This window comes from Sphingorhabdus profundilacus, from assembly GCF_009769755.1.
GTDB classification, from domain to species: domain Bacteria; phylum Pseudomonadota; class Alphaproteobacteria; order Sphingomonadales; family Sphingomonadaceae; genus Sphingorhabdus_B; species Sphingorhabdus_B profundilacus.
The window spans coordinates 798,864-815,610 of record NZ_SDWJ01000002.1; the positions used below are offsets into that span (position 1 = coordinate 798,864).

Consider the following 16,747-nt stretch of genomic DNA (forward strand, 5'->3'; position numbering starts at 1 on the left):
TCCACAATGTAAGGGAGCAAGCCGATTGTCAGAATGAGTCTCTCTCGCTAGAGCGACCACCGAACCTGCTGGGTTGTTTTTTCGGGGAACGCGCGCATGAAATTGATGACAGGTAACAGCAACCTGCCCTTGGCCAAGGGTATTGCCGAATATATGGGCTTGCCCCTTACCGATGCCAGCGTCCGCCGTTTTGCCGACAATGAAATCTTTGTGGAAATCCATGAAAATGTGCGCGGCGAAGATATGTTCGTGATCCAGTCCACAAGCCATCCCGCCAACGACAATCTGATGGAATTGCTGATCATGATCGATGCGCTGCGGCGCGCCTCGGCCAAGCGGATCACCGCTGTGTTACCTTATTTCGGCTACGCCCGGCAGGACCGCAAACCCGGCCCGCGCACGCCAATTTCTGCCAAACTGGTCGCCAATCTGATTACCGAGGCAGGCGCTGATCGCGTGCTCACCGTTGACCTTCATGCCGGGCAGATCCAAGGCTTTTTCGATATTCCGACAGACAATCTCTATGGTGCGCCGGTCATGAGCGCGGACATTTTGTCGCGCCATGCCGACAAGAATATCACCGTCGTTTCGCCCGACGTGGGCGGTGTGGTCCGTGCCCGCGCGTTGGCCAAGCGGTTGGAAGACGCACCACTTGCCATCGTCGACAAGCGCCGGGAAAAAGCCGGTGTGTCCGAAGTGATGAACATCATCGGCGACGTAAAGGACCGGTTCTGCATCCTGATCGACGATATTGCCGACAGCGCTGGAACATTATGCAATGCCGCCGATGCCTTAAAGGCCGCCGGTGCATCCGATGTCGTGGCTTACATCACCCATGGGGTTCTGTCGGGCGAAGCAGTCAACCGCGTAAATGCATCTTCCTTACGCAAACTGGTCATTACCGATTCGATCATTGCGTCCGACGCAGCGCAAAACAGTGAAAAAATCCGTCAGCTTCCTATCGCCCCGCTTTTGGGCGAGGCGATCAAACGGATCGCCGACGAAAGCTCGGTCAGCTCGCTGTTCGATTGATGACGTCGGCGGATATCTTGCTGGCAAACCGGTTGGCGGATGCGGCGGGCGCCGCAATCCGGCCATTTTTTCGATCCGGATTCGTATCCGAAGCAAAGCAGGATGCGTCTCCGGTGACCGAAGCCGACCGCGCCGCAGAGGCCGCGATCAGGCGGATACTGGATGCAGAATGCCCCCGTGACGGCATCATCGGCGAAGAATATGGCATAAAACAAGGCAGTTCAGGTCGAACATGGGTCATCGACCCGATCGATGGCACCGTCAGCTTCATGGCGGGCCGCCCGATTTTCGGCACATTGATAGCTTTGCTGGAAGAAGACTGGCCCGTGCTGGGCGTGATTGACCAATGTATCAATCAGGAACGCTGGATCGGGGCGACCGGCTACCCGACTATGCTGAACGATAAGGTAGCAACCAGCCGTAATTGTGCCTCACTTGCAAAAGCCACGCTGGCGACCAGCGGTCCCCAATATTTCACGCAGCATGACGGCGATCATTTCATGGCGCTTGCGGCCAAGACGGCACACAAGCACATGCTATTTGGCGGCGATTGCTATAATTACGCGCTTCTGGCCAGCGGGCATATCGACATCATTGTCGAAGCTGGCTTGAAGCTTCATGATTTTGCTGCTCTAGTACCTGTAATAATAGGATCGGGTGGCATGATAAGCGATTGGACAGGGGAGCCGCTGCACGCGGCCTCGGATGGACATATCATCGCGGTGGGCGATCCTGCACGGCTGGAAGACGTGCTGGGGGCCCTCCAATGCGATCATTAAAGCGCATCAATCCCGTCCATTTCATCCTGCCTGCATTAGCCCTGCGCCGTTATGTGTCGACCTATTATTTCTTCGATTTTACGAGCGAGTCCGGCGAACTAGAAGATTTGCTGCACCCCGAATGGGCGAGCGCGCATTATACGCTGTCTGGGGCATCACGCGGCAGCATTGTCGGTGATCCACCGTTGCCGACGCCCGATGTGAACATGACAGGGCCGACCGGAAAAGCCGCCCGCATCTTTTTTGAACAGTTGAAACTGGTCGGAATCGGCCTGTTACCGCTGGGCTGGTACCGTCTTGTCGGCTGCCCGGCTGAGCGCTGGGCCAACAAGGTCAGCGAAATCGAAGGTGTTGCGGAATTTCGGTTATTCGAAAAAATCTGGCGGGAAATGCAAGGTGTGGAAGATCCCAACGACATGGCTCAGATGTTTGACCGGATATTGACACAAGCCATCATGATTGCCGATCCGCTGGAAATCGAGATTGAAAATATTCATGAAGCACTGGCCAATCCAGATATCAGCAGCGTAGCGGACTTGGCCGATCTTACGGGTATCGGGCAACAACGCCTGGAGCGCCTGTCACGCCGGATTTTCGGATTTCCGCCAAAGCGGCTCCTGCGTCGACAACGATTTTTACGCACATTGGGCAGCGTCATGATGGACCCTGAATTGAAATGGTCGGTGGCGTTGGACGATCAATATTTCGACCAAGCCCATTTTAACCGCGATTTTCAGGAATTTATGGGCATGGCCCCGGGCCAGTATCTGGCCATGCCGCGCCCGATCAGTATCGCTGCAACGCTCGCGCGTGCAAAACATGTCGGCCACCCCCTCCAAGCGCTGCAAGGCCCGGGATTGTCCGACAAGCAATAGCTTGTTGCATTCGCGCCCGAATCCCGCTAGGCGCGCGCCTTCCGAATAAGCAGGCTGGCCAATAGGGCTGCCATGTCGGCTTGATACGGACTCAACAAAGGAGACCAAAATGCCCAAGCTCAAGACCAAGAGCGGTGTGAAGAAACGCTTCAAACTCACCGCAACAGGCAAGATCAAACATGGCGTCGTTGGAAAGCGGCACCGTTTGAGCAGCCATAATGCGAAATATATCCGCCAAAACCGCGGCACCAGCGTGATCTCCGATCCCGATGCCAAGACAATCAAGAAATGGGCGCCCTACGGTCTCTAAGACCGGCGATCATTTGCACGAAAGGATATAGATTATGGCACGCGTCAAACGTGGTGTGACCACCAAAGCCAAACATAAGAGAATTTTGGAACAGGCGAAGGGCTATTATGGCCGTCGCAAAAATACCATCCGCGTCGCGCGGCAGGCCGTCGAAAAGGCTGGCCAATACGCATATCGCGACCGCAAGGTAAACAAGCGCAATTTCCGCGCACTCTGGATTCAGCGCATCAACGCTGCTGTCCGCGCCGAAGGTATGACTTATGGCGTGTTCATGCATGGCGTAAAGCTGGCCGGTATCGAACTAGACCGCAAAGTAATGGCCGACCTCGCGATGAATGAAGCTGCCATGTTTAGCACCATCATCGCGCAATCAAAGGCGGCGTTGGCGAAAGCAGCTTAAACCAGCTTTGAATAATGCGCGAAAGGGCGTGGGCGGCACTTGCCGTTCGCGCCCTTTTGCTTATGCAGGCGAACCGAGATGACAGACATAGCAAATTTACAAGACGAACTGCTCGCCGCAATCGGTGCTGCTGACACAACCGAAGCTTTGGAAGCGGTCCGCATATCCGCGCTTGGCAAACAGGGTAGTGTTTCAGCGCTGCTTAAAACAATGGGCGCGATGTCGCCCGACGAACGGCAGATTCAAGGCCCCGTCATCAACGGTCTTCGCGAAACAGTATCCAATGCCTTGGCCGCCAAAAAATCCGAGCTTGAAAATGACGCCCTGAATGCGCGCCTTGCAACCGAACAGCTGGACATGACGTTGCCCCCGACAGCCGCGCTTAATGGGTCGGTGCACCCGGTCAGCCAGGTCATGGATGAACTGGCTGAAATTTTCGCCGATATGGGATTCGCGGTCGCCGAAGGACCGGAAATTGAGGACCAGTGGCATAATTTTACCGCTCTCAACATGCCCGAAACCCATCCGGCACGGGCGATGCATGATACATTCTATATGCAGGCGGCTGGCGAAGAGGAGGCGAGGCTTTTACGCACGCATACGTCGCCGGTTCAAATCCGCACGATGACATCGCAGGAACCGCCGATCCGCATTATCGCGCCAGGCCGGGTCTATCGCAGCGACAGCGATGCAACGCACACACCGATGTTCCACCAGATCGAAGGGCTGGTCATCGACAGGGGCATCCATTTGGGTCATCTCAAATGGACGCTTGAAACCTTTCTCAAGGCCTTTTTCGAACGCGATGAACTGACGATCCGTTTGCGGCCGAGCTATTTTCCCTTCACCGAACCTTCGGCCGAGGTCGATGTCAGCTTTTCGATGGAAAATGGCAAACGCATTTTAGGAGGGACCGGAGGATGGATGGAGCTTCTGGGTTCCGGCATGGTCCACCCCAAAGTGATCTCGGCCTGTGGGCTCGACCCTGATGTCTATCAGGGATTTGCTTTTGGTGTCGGCGTCGACCGGCTGGCGATGCTGAAATATGGCATGGATGACCTGCGCGCCTTTTTCGATGGTGATTTACGCTGGCTGAAACATTATGGATTTGGTGCGCTTGATGTCCCAACGTTGAGCGGAGGAGTATCGGCATGAAATTCCCGCTGAGCTGGCTCAAGGCGCATCTGCACACTGATGCTGACGCCGACACCGTTGCAGACAAGTTGAACCGCATAGGATTGGAAGTCGAAGAAATCGACAATCCGGCAGAAAAACTATCTGCATTCCGCATCGCAAAGATCCTGACCGCGGCGCCGCATCCGCAAGCAGACAAGCTGCAAATACTAACGGTCGATGCCGGGGGCGAGCTATTGCAAGTGGTCTGTGGCGCGCCCAATGCACGGGCAGCGATGCTCGGTGTCTTTGGCCCGGCAGGCGCGGTTGTACCTGCCAATGGCATGGTACTGAAAGTCGCAGCCATTCGCGGTGTCGAATCCAATGGCATGATGTGTTCGGTTGCAGAACTGGAACTGGGCGACGACCATGATGGAATTATCGAACTGCCCGACGACGCGCCGGTAGGTGAAGTCTATGCCCAATGGGCAGGGCTGGACGACCCGGTGATCGATGTCAGCATTACCCCCAATCGTCAGGATTGCATGGGCGTGCGCGGTATTGCCCGCGATCTTGCTGCCGCTGGACTAGGCACGCTGCGACCGCTTCACGAAGTGTACCATATGGACACGCTCCAGCCAATTGCAGGCGACGGACCTGCCCCTGTGGTTGCAACGCACGATCCAGATGGTTGCCCGGCCTTCTTCGCCCAAGCTGTATCGGGCGTTGTCAACGGAGCATCCCCGCCATGGATGCGTGACCGACTACGCGCCATTGGCCAAAAACCGATTTCGGCGCTGGTCGACATTACCAATTTCATCTCGATTGATCTGGGCCGCCCGTTGCACGTATATGACCGTGCGAAACTGTCCGGCCCACTTGTCGCACGCAAAGCGACGCAGGGTGAGAATGTGTTGGCATTGAATGGTAAGACCTACACGCTCGACAACAGCATGACGGTCATTGCCGACGATATAATGGTTCACGACATCGGCGGCATCATGGGTGGCGAGCATTCGGGCGTGTCCGAAAGCACCAAAGATGTTCTGATCGAGTGCGCCTATTTCACGCCCGAACATATCGCCCGTACCGGGCAGAAGCTCACCCTGACCAGCGATGCCCGTCAGCGGTTTGAACGTGGGGTCGATCCGGCATTTTTGGATGATGGCCTTGCTATTGCGACCAAATTGGTGCTCGACATATGTGGCGGGCAGGCGAGCGCAATTGCCCGCGCCGGATCGCCCCCAGTTGCGCCGCGCAACATCTCTTACGATCCTGATCATTGTCAACGGCTCGGCGGCATTGCCGTTTCTGCCGAAGATCAACGAAACATATTGGAAAGACTGGGGTTTTCAGTGACGTCAGACTGGCGAGTGACGCCACCTAGCTGGCGGCGTGACGTCGAAGGCAGCGCTGATCTGGTCGAAGAAGTGGTCCGCATGGTCGGGCTGGACAATATTCCGTCAACTCCGTTGCCCCGCACCGATGGCGTAGCCAAACCCACCGCAACGGCAATGCAGAAAATCGAGCGAAAGGTCCGCAGAACTGCTGCTGCGCGCGGCTTGAATGAAGCGATCAACTGGTCGTTCCTCCCCGAGAAAGAGGCAGCGGCCTTTGGTGGTGGCCATTGGTCGCTGGCCAATCCGATCAGCGAAGATATGAAAGTCATGCGACCGTCCTTGCTGCCGGGTCTGTTGTCGGCGGCGCAACGCAATATGAATCGTGGTGCATCATCGGTCCGTCTATTCGAAATCGGTCGGCGGTATCTGCCGGATAGCGAAAAACTGACCGCCGCTTTCGTTTTATCAGGTGACAAGGCTACGCGCGACTGGGCCAATGGCAGGGCGACAAAGTTTAACGCCTTTGATGCCAAGGCCGAAATTGAGGCGCTGTTGTCGGCGACGGGTGTCGCTGTTGAAACACTAATGGTCATGGGTGAAGCAGGGGCGCATTATCACCCCGGCCAGTCGGCAACATTGCGTATGGGGCCGAAAAATATTCTGGCCGCTTTTGGTGCATTGCATCCTGTAACGGCCAAGGCCTTTGATCTGGACGGACCGGTGATGGCAGCGGAAATTTTTCTTGATGCGATACCGGTCAGAAAATCGACCGGGTTCATGCGCGCCGCCTTCACACCACCGGCATTGCAAGCGGTAACACGCGACTTTGCATTTTTGGTGGCGGCGGATGTTGCAAGCGGAGATCTGGTTCGCGCCATCAAAGGATGTGACAAGGTCAATATCGTTGCCGTCCGGCTATTCGATCTATTCGCAGGGCAGGGTGTTGCAGAGGGCCAGAAATCACTGGCCGTAGAAGTGACCTTGCAGCCGTTAGACAAAAGCTATGGTGATGAAGAGCTGAAAGCCATATCGGACCGTGTCATTACCGCTGCCGCCAAGCTGGGCGGGGTTTTACGCGGATAAAGAGGGCCGGAGCATGACGCCCGGCCCTCTTTTTTATTCCCAAATTCGGGGTCAGAACTTGAAGCCTGCGGTGATAAACACTTGGCGTGGATTCCCGTAAAATGCGGTTACAATGCCCTCACGCCCCAGCGATGGAATGACATTTCCCGTGGTCGCATTACGCAATGGCGTACCGTCCGGTGCCACTTGCAGGAACTGGTAGCCCGAGGTGATATATTCCTTGTCCAAAATATTCTTGCCATGCAAGCCGACGCTGAAACGGTCGTCGTCGCTCGACCAGGTCAGGCTTGCGTCCAGCAAGCCATAGCTTTTCTGGTCAAGAAACGGGCTGGGTACTTCAAACTGGTTGGTCTTGCTGCGATAGCTGTAGGTGGTCGACGCGTTGAATGCCCCCAGCTCTACACCCAGAGTCCCCGAAATTGTCCACTTCGGGGTGTTTTGAATTCGCCGCAAGTTCGACACATCGACATTGTTCACAATGAAGCGGTCATATTGGCCGTCAATATAGCCAATTGTACCTGCAAAAGTGATAGCGGATCCGTCGCCTGCGAAACCCTCGCCAAAGCGTGAGAAGGATTCAAATTCGACACCCTTGAATGTCGCCTTTGCCGCATTGGTGGTTACCCCGGCAAAGCTTTCGAATATCCCGTCGCCATTGGCATCTACACCGACCGATCCCGGGATTTGTACATTTTTATAGTCGCCATAAAAACCGGTAATGGCAATGCGGGCGCCATCAAAGCTTCCCTTCCAACCCAATTCATAGCTGTCGACGGTTTCAGGATCGAACAGAAAGAAATCATAGATTTCCTGATAGCTCCGCACACCGTTGCGGTCCGTATCTGGCGCAATGCGGGAGTCGCCGCGGGGGTCAAAACCACCGCCCTTGAACCCTTGCGCGTAGCTGGCGTAGAATAGATGGTCGCTATTCGGTTTAAAGCTGAGTGAGGCGCGTGGATTGAAATCGGTGAACTTTGCCGAACCACTGAAATTAGTTACGGTTGCGATCGGAACAGCTGTTCCGCCAAAGATCGGGGAACTGCCGCCAATCTTTGTCTGGCGCAATATGCGCGAACGCCGTTCGTCGCTGGTGTACCGCCCGCCCAGCGAAACTGCGAACTGGTCGCTAAAATCAAATGTGAAGTCACCGAAGACCGACCATGTTTTGGTTTTCACTTCACCTTCAGTAAAGGCATTGAGGCCGGGCAGGCCCAAAAGCGGACCGGTCGTTCCAAGGATTACGTCAAACTGGGTCGAGCTGTCTGCATCCAGATAGTAAAAGCCTACCAGACCATTGAGTCTGTCGCCTTCATAGAGGAGCTGGAATTCCTGGCTTACCTGTTCGTTGCGATAAACCGCAGGTACGTCGACGTCGACCGATGGCAAAGAGTCAAAATCAATAGGTGTAAAACTGCGGTCCTTACGCCATGCGCTGATCGACTTGAGCGTCAGATTTTCTGCAAGATTAACTTCCGCATTTATTGCCAGGCCATAGGCCTTCACGTCCTGTTTCGGCGTATTCAACCCCGAGCGGGTGTCAAAAACATCATTCAATACAGGCGCAGCGGATAACAGACTGGTAATGAGGCGGTGGCCATTGCGCGCATCCGATTTGTCGCGGGTATAGTCACCCGAGATGCGGATGAATACGGGTTCGCCATAGCCCCCCAGTTCTGCGCTGCCTCGCGCAGCCCAGACGTCCTTGTTGTAATTTTCAACGCCGGCAAGGTTAAGATTATCGCCAAAACCACCCCGTGACAGACGCGCAACAGAACCACCAACACGAACAAGGTCGCTGATCGGCGTCGAAGCAGTCAGTACGCCATCAGCCTGATCGAATGTGCCATATGTCGCACGTGCCTTGAGCGCAAAATCCTGCGAAAGACGCCGCGTTACATATTTCACCGCGCCGCCGATGGTGTTGCGCCCATAAAGCGTCCCCTGTGGCCCACGCAGCACCTCGATACGCTCAACATCATAAATATCCAGCACGGCGCCCTGCGGCCGATTGAGATAAACATCATCAAGATAGATGCCCACACCGGCTTCAAAACCCGATACCGGGTCTTGCTGTCCAACACCACGGATGAAGGCAGTCAGAGTTGAGTTGGTTCCCCGCGAATTTTCAAGCGTGACGTTCGGTGTCGTGTCGCTGATATCAGTGATATCCAGCGCACCGGCCGCTTCCAGCTGCGCGCCAGAATAGGCAGTCACCGCTACCGGAACATCTTGCAGGCTTTCTTCGCGGCGGCGGGCGGTTACAATGATTTCATCACCGTTGGACGCGGCTTCATCCGCATTCTGCGCCAAAATGGGGGTGGCACAGAAAATGCCTGGTGCGGCAATACCGGCAAATAAGGCGGCGCGAACATAAGCGATTTTAGGGGATTTCATAGGTCACTCTCCAGCAGAAAAAGCGGGTCTTTACCCGTTCCAGAAATCGGTTATAGTGAAAGTTGAACCATGTTTCAACTTTAAGTGAGAGGAAGGCTGGAGAATGCCCACCAATCGTGGCATATCAGCAACAATGACACCTGCCGGCAAAACTCCACGTACCGAACGCGGACGCAAAACCTTGCGCCATTTGCTCGATGCGGCGGCGGCTGAGTTCGGTGAAAAGGGGTTTCACGAGAGTTCAGTGGTGAGCATCACGCAACGCGCTGGCGTCGCGCTGGGCAGTTTTTATACCTATTTTGATTCGAAAGACTCGCTGTTTCAAGCTCTTGTCCGAGACATGTCGGCACAGGTCCGTAATACGGTCGGCCCGATCATCGCCGCAGAATCGGATCGTCTCGATGGCGAGCGCAAAGGACTTGCCGAATTCCTGCGCTTTGTGCGGCGGCACAAGGAATTATACCGGATTATCGACGAAGCCGAATTCGTCGATCCGCCTAGCTATCGCGCCCATTATGAAAATACCGTGTCAGGCTATATCGCAAGCTTGAAAGATGCTGCTGAAACGGGTCAGATACGCGCCGATGTCGAGGAAGTGCACGCTTGGGCAATTGTCGGCATGAACGTGTTCTTGGGTCTGCGTTATGGCGTCATGGGGGAAGACCGCGACGCCAATGAAGTGGCCGATATCGCAGCTGATTTCCTGGCCAACGGGCTGAAGCGGTAAAGTAAAACTGCGCTTTTCCAGCGGTTACCGGTTCCAATTACACGCAAATCCATCTAAGCGGCGCGCATGACGCTGAACCGCCGCACCTTTGCCATTATTTCCCACCCCGATGCGGGTAAAACGACATTGACCGAAAAGCTGTTGCTGCAAGGCGGGGCGATCCATTTGGCCGGAGAGGTCAAGGCACGCGGTCAGGCGCGGCGCGCGCGATCAGACTGGATGAAGATCGAACAGCAGCGCGGCATTTCGGTAACCTCTTCGGTGATGACTTTCCAAAAAGACGGCATTGTCTTCAACCTGCTCGACACGCCGGGGCACGAAGATTTTTCCGAAGACACCTATCGCACCCTGACCGCTGTCGATTCCGCCATCATGGTGATCGACGCAGCCAAGGGGATCGAGCCGCAGACCCGCAAATTGTTCGAGGTGTGTCGCTTGCGCTCGGTGCCGATCATCACCTTTGTCAACAAGGTGGACCGCGAAGGCCGCGCCGCATTTGAAACCATTGACGAGGTCGCCGATGCGCTCGCGCTCGACGTATGTCCGATGAACTGGCCGGTTGGGATGGGTGGCGAGTTTGAAGGGCTTTACGATTTCACCAGCGGCCGTTTGAGCCAGCCATCCGGCGACAGCAAAGCCTTTGAAGGAAAAGTCAGCGACCATGAAGGCCTTGGCGCCGCCAGCCTCGACGATATGCTGTCCGCTGCGGGTGCTGCGCGTTTGCGTGAAGAGGCAGAGCTTGCACAGGCAGGCTATTCCGAATTTGATCTTACCGCATTTCGGAACGGTGATTTGACTCCGGTCTATTTCGGGTCCGCGCTGAAGGAATTCGGGGTGATCGAATTGATCACCGCCATTGCGGCGTTTGCCCCGCCGCCCCGCCCCCAACCCAGTTCCAAAGGCGTAATCGACCCGTCGGGCAAGGAAGTAACCGGATTTATCTTCAAGGTGCAGGCCAATATGGATCCGCAGCACCGCGACCGTATTGCGTTCATGCGGCTGTGTTCAGGGACATTCAAACGCGGCATGAAATTGACCCCGTCGGGCCTTGGCAAGCCGGTGGCGATCCATTCGCCTATCCTGTTTTTCGCTCAGGACCGGGAAATCGCCGATAGCGCGGAGCCGGGTGACATTATCGGTATTCCGAACCATGGTACGTTGCGGGTCGGCGACACTTTGTCGGAACGCAATGAGGTGCGCTTCACCGGCCTGCCCAATTTCGCGCCGGAAATCCTGCGCCGCGTTGTCCTGCGCGACCCCACCAAGACCAAGCAGTTACGCAAGGCCCTCGACGATTTGAGCGAGGAGGGTGTCATTCAGGTTTTCTATCCGGAAATCGGTTCGAACTGGGTAATTGGTGTCGTGGGCCAGTTGCAGCTTGATGTGCTTATTTCCCGTCTGGAGGCGGAATATAAGGTCGATGCCTTTCTGGAAGCCGCCCCTTATGACACAGCGCGCTGGCTGATCGGGACCGATGCCGACCTGACCCAGTTTGCATCGTTCAACGGCGGCAACATGGCGAAAGACCGTGACGGTCACCCGGTATTTATGGCGCGATCAGCATGGGATGTCGGCTATCAACAGGAAAAACACCCTGATTTGAAATTCAGCGCAACTAAAGAGCGCTGATTGCAGCCTTTCGGGCCAATACCCTTGTTCTCATCTATTAAAACTCGGCGGACTGTGCGAACTTTGCGTGAGCCATGTGGCCCCTTGATATGAATTCACGCAGAGTGCGCCGAGTATTGAGATTAAAAAGGAGAGGGGTTTTTCGATATCCCTTGGCTTAAGATTACCGCCAGACGGCAACCCCAAATGGCTCGATTTGAGCGCCACCTAGCACAAAATCCGCGCCCTCGGGTGCAGGTACTTGGGCAGGTTCATCAGCCAGATTGAACGCAAATGTCATTCCGCCCCGGCGGCGTAAGCGCAAGGTCGGCGGCAACGGCGTGACCGGAATGTCTGCTTCGGCGCACAACCGCACTAACACGCTTTTCAGAAAAGCGTCATCCGTCAAAGTCGCGATATAGGTGCTGCGGCCCGAACGGATGGCGGCAGGAGCACCATCTTCGTAGGTTGCCACGATTTCCGTGTCGCCTGCTTCAATTGTTTCACGCCAGCGACCGCTTTCGAAATGCTCGCCCTGATAATGAAGCTCCCCGGTGCAGTCGGGGCGCAATGTCTCCACTGCAATGACTTTTACAGGCACAAATTCCCGTAACGGGCCCGGAGGCAAACCGTCGCTAATGGAAAACTCCTGTGTCTTTGCGCCCGAACGCGGTCCGAAGAGGAGCAAGCCATCACTCGCCCGCAATGTTTCAACGGTTTTTTCGTCGGGCATGGCAAGCGTCGGAGCAACGATAAGCTTATATCCGTCCAGCGGTCCATCGCCCGCCGACAGGATATCGACATCCAGTCCCAACGCCCGCAGCGCGCCATAATATTGAAAGACCACCGCCGAATAGCGATAACCCGCGCCCTGCCGTTCGATATCGTCAACCCACGCCGAGGCGGGATCAACCAGCAACGCTACCAGTGCTCTTTCAGGCACTGCCGACAGATCGCCCAGCAGTGCCATTTCACGCACAACCTGTTCAACTTCTGGCCATGCAGGTGCGTGCTGATCGTCGGGACGCAATAGCCCTGCGTGCATCTGCTCTTGGGCAAAGGGTACCTGTCGCCAACGGAAATAGGCAACGCACGCCGCGCCATGGGCAAAGGCTTGCAGCGTCCAGTGCCGGATCATGCCGGGTGCCGGGCGAGGATTGTGCGGGGCCCAGTTTACCGGGCCGGGCTGTTGTTCCATCACCCACCAGGCGTCCTTGGATAAACCGCGCACCGAATCGAAATTCAGCGCCGCCAGATCGGGGTGGCCGGTCCGCATGAAGGGCTGCCATTCCGAAGCCGGTGCCTTGGCCATCAACTGGTCGGAAAAGCCGAGCGGATAATTATCATAGCTGACAAAATCGAGACCACGGGTCAGCGCGGCATTGTCGACGCCGGTTGTTGCAGGCGGAATGATATTATGGGTGATCCATTGCCCCTCGCCCGCGTGCGCGCGGATAGCGGCAATCATGACGTCATGAAAGCGCACCACCTGATCCGATGCAAAGCGGCGAAAGGCAAGCCGATGTGCGGGATTGGTTTCGCATACCGTGAAAAAAGGCAGTTCGATCTGGTCGAAGCTGTCATATTCCATGGACCAGAACACATTGCCCCATGCGGCATTCAGCGCCTCGATTGTCCCGTAGCGTTGGGCGCACCATATCCGGAATGCATCGCATGCCGCCGGTGAGGCGCTGAGTGAGGTGTCGTGGCAGCAGAGTTCATTGTCGGTCTGCCAACCCGCAACATGAGGATGGGAGCCGTACCGCTGCGCCATGGCCGCGCTGATCCGTTCTGCCTGTGCCAGATAGGTTTCGCTCGAAAAATCATAATGGCGGCGCGAACCGAAACCCCGACGCAGACCGGTGTGGATGTCGACTGGCAAAATGTCGGGATACTTCTCGCACAGCCATTTGGGCGGGGTTGCCGTGGGCGTGCCCAGAACGACCTTCAGCCCGGCCTCACCCAATGTGTCAATGGCGCGGTCCATCCATTCCCATGTGAACTGTCCCTCGCTCTTTTCGATCCGACCCCAAGCGAACTCGCCTATGCGGACATAGGTGAGGCCCAGATCGCGCATCCGCCGCGCATCGCGGACCCACATGTGATCGGACCAATGTTCGGGATAATAGCAAACGCCTAGCATGATCGTCTTGTTACTCGACAATCCGTGAAGAGCAAGGGCTTCATGGGCGCTTTATATCAAAAGCGATGGTCAGCCGTTCCCCCGCTTCAAAGGGAATGGTGCTGTGCCACATGGTCGAGGGGAACAGGACCAAGCGACCGGGTTTCGGCTCGACTGTGCAATATGCCGGAAGGTTCAGGCCCAGTTCTGGCGGCGGTGTTCCAAGCGCAAAATGGCCAGACGGCGGTGGTCCCGGTTGGCCGGGTAAGGCGACATAAAAGGCCGAGCTGATCCAGCCGTTCACATGCGTATGGCTGGCATGAAAGCCCTTGCCGTTCAGTCGTACCGACCAACTTCCGTCCAGCAGCAAAGCCGCGCGGTCCGGGGACAATAATGGATGGTGCGGGTCCTGCGGTGGAAGCGCATCGACATAGCCGCGCACCGCATCCATGATCGTGCGCCTCGCGGTCTGTATAACAGGGTCGGGATGAAAGAACAGCGGCCGGTCGGTTTGCGTGCCGCCGCGCACCGATTGTTCGGGATAGGGCGCCTGCAGGATATGCAATCGGCGCAGCACATCCGCGAGATCAGAAATTTGCCTCGACGAAACGTCCAGATCAATGACCGATAGATAAGCCGGCGTGCCATCCAGCCATTGTGCCAGCGCATTGCCCGTCAGCCGCCAAATGAGCGAGAGATAGGGCCAGAACATCGCACCTGCAGGGGTCCCGATATGGCGACGCGCGCACCTTTCGGCCTCGGCCCATTGACCCCGACGCAGATGGAAGCGCACCCGGCACAGATCAAAGCCGGGATCGGTCATGAACGTAATTTCGGCAAGCGCCGCCTCCGCGCTTGTGTCATCTCCGGTTTCGGCCGCATTATAAAAGCGGGCTGCGCGCAAGGCGGGCTGATCCGGAAATATACGCTCCGCAGACTCAAGTATTGACCGGACTTTCGCCCATTCCTTCGCAATCGCTGCATTGTGAAACCATGCAAGGTGTAGAGCGAGCGGTGCTCCAGGCCCCGCGCAGGCTTCGGCAAAGCTCCTGTCATATAGCCCGGGTTCACCGCTGGTTTGGCGGATGCGCGATAGGGTGGCATGCCCGCTGATCCAATCTGGTCGCCGATGCAATTCATTTTCCAGCAGCGCCTGCGCGCCCAGCCCGTCTCCTTCGGATTGCAGTGCCAGCGCCTGATTACGGCTTAGCTCCAAATCCTGCGGATCCAGCGCGGCCGCGCGGGCAAACAAGGCGGATGCCGGACGCCAGCTTTCATAATGCAGAAGTGCGCGAACGGCGGCTATCTGTGGATGGTTCGGCGCTGCACATTGCGCCTCGTCAATCGCCTCGATCGCGCTTTCGATATCCTGGGTCTGCCGCGCCTGACAGGCTGTCCGGAACAGCGCGGCGGCGTCCACGGTTTAGCTGCCTGCCTTGCAATGCTGGTCGATAAACTGCTGATGGCTCGGCTGACGCTCGGCTTCAAACTGCATCGCGCCGCGCAACTTGCCCAGCCATTCGCGTCCATCAATGCCGCGATAGTCGAACAGCGGATCGACCGCTTCCGGGATATTGCCCTGTCCGATATGCACGGCGAGCCAACTGGGCGGGCCGAACAAATCCATGTCGCGGGCAATGTGCCGGCCATAGCTTTTGAAATGGTCTATCTTGAATTGCAGCGTATCGGGGATGTCCATATGCGCGCAATAGCGCCACAATTCGCTATCGTCGCGGGTCGTGAGTTTGTAATGAAGCACCAGAAAGTCGCGGATGCGTTCAAATTCGGTCACGGCAATATGATTATATTCGTCGGCGAGCAGCGGATTAAAATCCTTGTCAGGAAACAGCGCCAAAAGTTTCGAAATGCCCGCTTGAATCAAGTGCAGGCTGGTCGATTCCAGCGGCTCCATAAAACCGCTCGAAAGCCCGATAGCGACGACATTCTTGTTCCAGAATTTCCGGCGCCGCCCGGTGACAAAACGCAAGCGGTTGGGTCCGGCCAATTCCTCTCCATCCAGATTGGCGCGTAACATTACCTCGGCATCATCGTCCGACAGAAACTGGCTGCAATAGACATAACCATTGCCCGTGCGGTGCTGCAGCGGAATACGCCACTGCCACCCGGCGGCGCGGGCTGTGGAACGGGTGTAGGGCGTAAAGTCGCCCGCCTTCGCGCAGGGCATGGCGACGGCACGGTCGCACGGCAACCAATGCGACCAGTCTTCATAGCCCGTTTGCAAACTGCCCTCGATCAAAAGCCCGCGGAAGCCCGAACAGTCGATAAACAGATCGGCAGCAAAGACCTGACCATCCTCCAGTTGAACCGTCTCGACACATCCACTTTCACCATGCTGTGCGACCGAGGCGATTTTGCCTTCGACCCGCACAACGCCTCGCGCCTCGGAATAGCGCCGCAGATAACGGGCATAGAGCCCGGCATCAAAATGATAGGCATAGTCAAAGGTCGACAGGACATTGCGCGGATCTTGCCCGGGCCGCGTAAACCGTCCGGCCTTTGCCAGCGCCCACGCCATGCTATGTTCGTCGAACGCGGCTGTCTCTCCTGCCTCACGCGCCTTTAGCCAATAATGGTGGAGGCCGACGATATCGAATGCCCGGCCATGCGGTCCAAAGGGGTGGAAATAGCGGTTGCCGAGATGTCCCCAGTCGACAAACTCGATCCCCAGCTTGAACGAGCCCTGGGTCGATTTGACGAACTCGCGTTCATCAATGCCGAGCATTTCATTGAACGTGCGGATGGGCGGGATCGTGGCCTCACCTACACCGACGGTACCGATATCGTCGGACTCGATAAGGGTGATCTTGCACCCCTGCCGTAGGCTGTTCGACAACGCCGCCGCCGTCATCCATCCAGCCGAACCGCCGCCGACTATTACAATCGATTTGATACGCTTGCCCATCATCATTTCCCGTTACGCCCACCGCTTGTTTTTGCAACGAA

13 protein-coding genes are annotated in these 16,747 nt (G+C 56.5%); 9 read left to right on the top strand and 4 right to left on the bottom strand.

The window, feature by feature from the left end:
• Window positions 1-96 precede the first annotated feature (96 nt).
• From EUU23_RS11585 to pheT, 7 genes are all read left to right on the top strand, one after another.
• Window positions 97-1,032 carry a ribose-phosphate pyrophosphokinase gene (locus EUU23_RS11585; protein ID WP_160354252.1) on the top strand — a complete coding sequence of 312 codons (936 nt, stop codon included), beginning with the start codon at window positions 97-99 and terminating at the stop codon, window positions 1,030-1,032.
• Window positions 1,032-1,811 (top strand): inositol monophosphatase family protein, encoded by a 780-nt coding sequence (locus EUU23_RS11590; RefSeq protein WP_160354253.1) that lies wholly within the window; start codon window positions 1,032-1,034, stop codon window positions 1,809-1,811. The genes EUU23_RS11585 and EUU23_RS11590 overlap by 1 nt, the downstream gene beginning before the upstream one ends.
• The gene (locus tag EUU23_RS11595; protein ID WP_160354254.1) at window positions 1,799-2,686 is read left to right on the top strand and encodes a helix-turn-helix domain-containing protein; all 888 of its coding nucleotides are present in this window, start codon (window positions 1,799-1,801) and stop codon (window positions 2,684-2,686) included. Before EUU23_RS11590 ends, EUU23_RS11595 begins: the two co-directional genes overlap by 13 nt.
• A gap of 109 nt (window positions 2,687-2,795) precedes the next feature.
• A complete protein-coding gene (gene rpmI / locus EUU23_RS11600; protein ID WP_143777146.1) occupies window positions 2,796-2,996 on the top strand; it encodes a 50S ribosomal protein L35 in 201 nt (66 codons plus the stop codon).
• A 34-nt stretch (window positions 2,997-3,030) separates the two neighbouring features.
• A complete protein-coding gene (gene rplT, locus EUU23_RS11605) occupies window positions 3,031-3,396 on the top strand; it encodes a 50S ribosomal protein L20 (protein ID WP_160354255.1) in 366 nt (121 codons plus the stop codon).
• A 78-nt stretch (window positions 3,397-3,474) separates the two neighbouring features.
• A complete protein-coding gene (gene pheS / locus EUU23_RS11610; RefSeq protein ID WP_160354256.1) occupies window positions 3,475-4,551 on the top strand; it encodes a phenylalanine--tRNA ligase subunit alpha in 1,077 nt (358 codons plus the stop codon).
• A complete protein-coding gene (gene pheT, locus EUU23_RS11615) occupies window positions 4,548-6,932 on the top strand; it encodes a phenylalanine--tRNA ligase subunit beta (RefSeq protein WP_160354257.1) in 2,385 nt (794 codons plus the stop codon). The genes pheS and pheT overlap by 4 nt, the downstream gene beginning before the upstream one ends.
• 51 nt (window positions 6,933-6,983) lie before the next feature.
• Here pheT and EUU23_RS11620 read toward each other — a convergent pair whose 3' ends face one another.
• On the bottom strand, window positions 6,984-9,326 hold the full coding sequence (locus EUU23_RS11620; protein WP_160354258.1) for a TonB-dependent receptor: 2,343 nt from the start codon (window positions 9,324-9,326) through the stop codon (window positions 6,984-6,986).
• A 103-nt stretch (window positions 9,327-9,429) separates the two neighbouring features.
• On the opposite strand from EUU23_RS11620, the gene EUU23_RS11625 reads away from it, so the two are divergent.
• Both EUU23_RS11625 and EUU23_RS11630 read left to right on the top strand, forming a co-directional pair.
• The gene (locus EUU23_RS11625; protein WP_246156439.1) at window positions 9,430-10,053 is read left to right on the top strand and encodes a TetR/AcrR family transcriptional regulator; all 624 of its coding nucleotides are present in this window, start codon (window positions 9,430-9,432) and stop codon (window positions 10,051-10,053) included.
• A 66-nt stretch (window positions 10,054-10,119) separates the two neighbouring features.
• Window positions 10,120-11,682, top strand: a complete 1,563-nt coding sequence (locus EUU23_RS11630; protein ID WP_160354259.1) for a peptide chain release factor 3 — start codon at window positions 10,120-10,122, stop codon at window positions 11,680-11,682.
• A 163-nt stretch (window positions 11,683-11,845) separates the two neighbouring features.
• Here EUU23_RS11630 and EUU23_RS11635 read toward each other — a convergent pair whose 3' ends face one another.
• From EUU23_RS11635 to EUU23_RS11645, 3 genes are read right to left on the bottom strand one after another with little or no spacing between them, the layout of a single operon-like run.
• Window positions 11,846-13,804 carry a beta-galactosidase gene (locus EUU23_RS11635; RefSeq protein ID WP_160354260.1) on the bottom strand — a complete coding sequence of 653 codons (1,959 nt, stop codon included), beginning with the start codon at window positions 13,802-13,804 and terminating at the stop codon, window positions 11,846-11,848.
• A gap of 40 nt (window positions 13,805-13,844) precedes the next feature.
• Window positions 13,845-15,203, bottom strand: a complete 1,359-nt coding sequence (locus tag EUU23_RS14360) for a putative 2OG-Fe(II) oxygenase (protein ID WP_160354261.1) — start codon at window positions 15,201-15,203, stop codon at window positions 13,845-13,847.
• 3 nt (window positions 15,204-15,206) lie between these two features.
• A complete protein-coding gene (locus tag EUU23_RS11645; protein WP_160354262.1) occupies window positions 15,207-16,712 on the bottom strand; it encodes a tryptophan halogenase family protein in 1,506 nt (501 codons plus the stop codon).
• Window positions 16,713-16,747 lie beyond the last annotated feature (35 nt).

Coding starts and splice junctions, on each gene's coding strand:
- EUU23_RS11585 (WP_160354252.1), top strand. CDS start 97: ATGAAATTGATGACAGGTAACAGCAACCTGCCCTTGGCCAAGGGTATT.
- EUU23_RS11590 (WP_160354253.1), top strand. CDS start 1,032: ATGACGTCGGCGGATATCTTGCTGGCAAACCGGTTGGCGGATGCGGCG.
- EUU23_RS11595 (WP_160354254.1), top strand. CDS start 1,799: ATGCGATCATTAAAGCGCATCAATCCCGTCCATTTCATCCTGCCTGCA.
- rpmI (WP_143777146.1), top strand. CDS start 2,796: ATGCCCAAGCTCAAGACCAAGAGCGGTGTGAAGAAACGCTTCAAACTC.
- rplT (WP_160354255.1), top strand. CDS start 3,031: ATGGCACGCGTCAAACGTGGTGTGACCACCAAAGCCAAACATAAGAGA.
- pheS (WP_160354256.1), top strand. CDS start 3,475: ATGACAGACATAGCAAATTTACAAGACGAACTGCTCGCCGCAATCGGT.
- pheT (WP_160354257.1), top strand. CDS start 4,548: ATGAAATTCCCGCTGAGCTGGCTCAAGGCGCATCTGCACACTGATGCT.
- EUU23_RS11620 (WP_160354258.1), bottom strand. CDS start 9,326: ATGAAATCCCCTAAAATCGCTTATGTTCGCGCCGCCTTATTTGCCGGT.
- EUU23_RS11625 (WP_246156439.1), top strand. CDS start 9,430: ATGCCCACCAATCGTGGCATATCAGCAACAATGACACCTGCCGGCAAA.
- EUU23_RS11630 (WP_160354259.1), top strand. CDS start 10,120: ATGACGCTGAACCGCCGCACCTTTGCCATTATTTCCCACCCCGATGCG.
- EUU23_RS11635 (WP_160354260.1), bottom strand. CDS start 13,804: ATGCTAGGCGTTTGCTATTATCCCGAACATTGGTCCGATCACATGTGG.
- EUU23_RS11645 (WP_160354262.1), bottom strand. CDS start 16,712: ATGATGATGGGCAAGCGTATCAAATCGATTGTAATAGTCGGCGGCGGT.